The organism is Arthrobacter sp. Soil736 (assembly GCF_001428005.1).
Taxonomy (GTDB): Bacteria; Actinomycetota; Actinomycetes; order Actinomycetales; family Micrococcaceae; genus Arthrobacter.
This window is the reverse complement of the sequence record NZ_LMSB01000037.1, coordinates 35,987-36,197: the sequence shown is the minus strand read 5'-3', so window position 1 is coordinate 36,197 and position 211 is coordinate 35,987. Positions and strand designations below refer to the sequence as shown.

Genomic DNA, 211 nt, shown 5'->3' with positions numbered 1-211 from the left:
TAGACCAGGGTGTAGTGGCCGTTGGCGGAGGTGAGCGATTGGCCGGGGAGAAGGACCTCGCCCGGCTGCATGTCGTCGCCCGATGCGGGCGGGCCGGTGACGATGCCTGTCTTGGTGTCCCAGGCCGGGGTGCCGTCGGTGCGGTAGATGACCGTGTTGCCGTCGTCCTGGACGATGAGCCGGGCGCCCGGGTTGCCATCGGTGGCGGAGT

At 69.7% G+C, this 211-nt stretch carries 1 pseudogene; it reads right to left on the bottom strand.

Annotated elements, in window-relative coordinates:
- A pseudogene (locus tag ASG92_RS29045) lies at positions 1 to 211 on the bottom strand (curculin domain-containing protein); the annotation flags it as partial.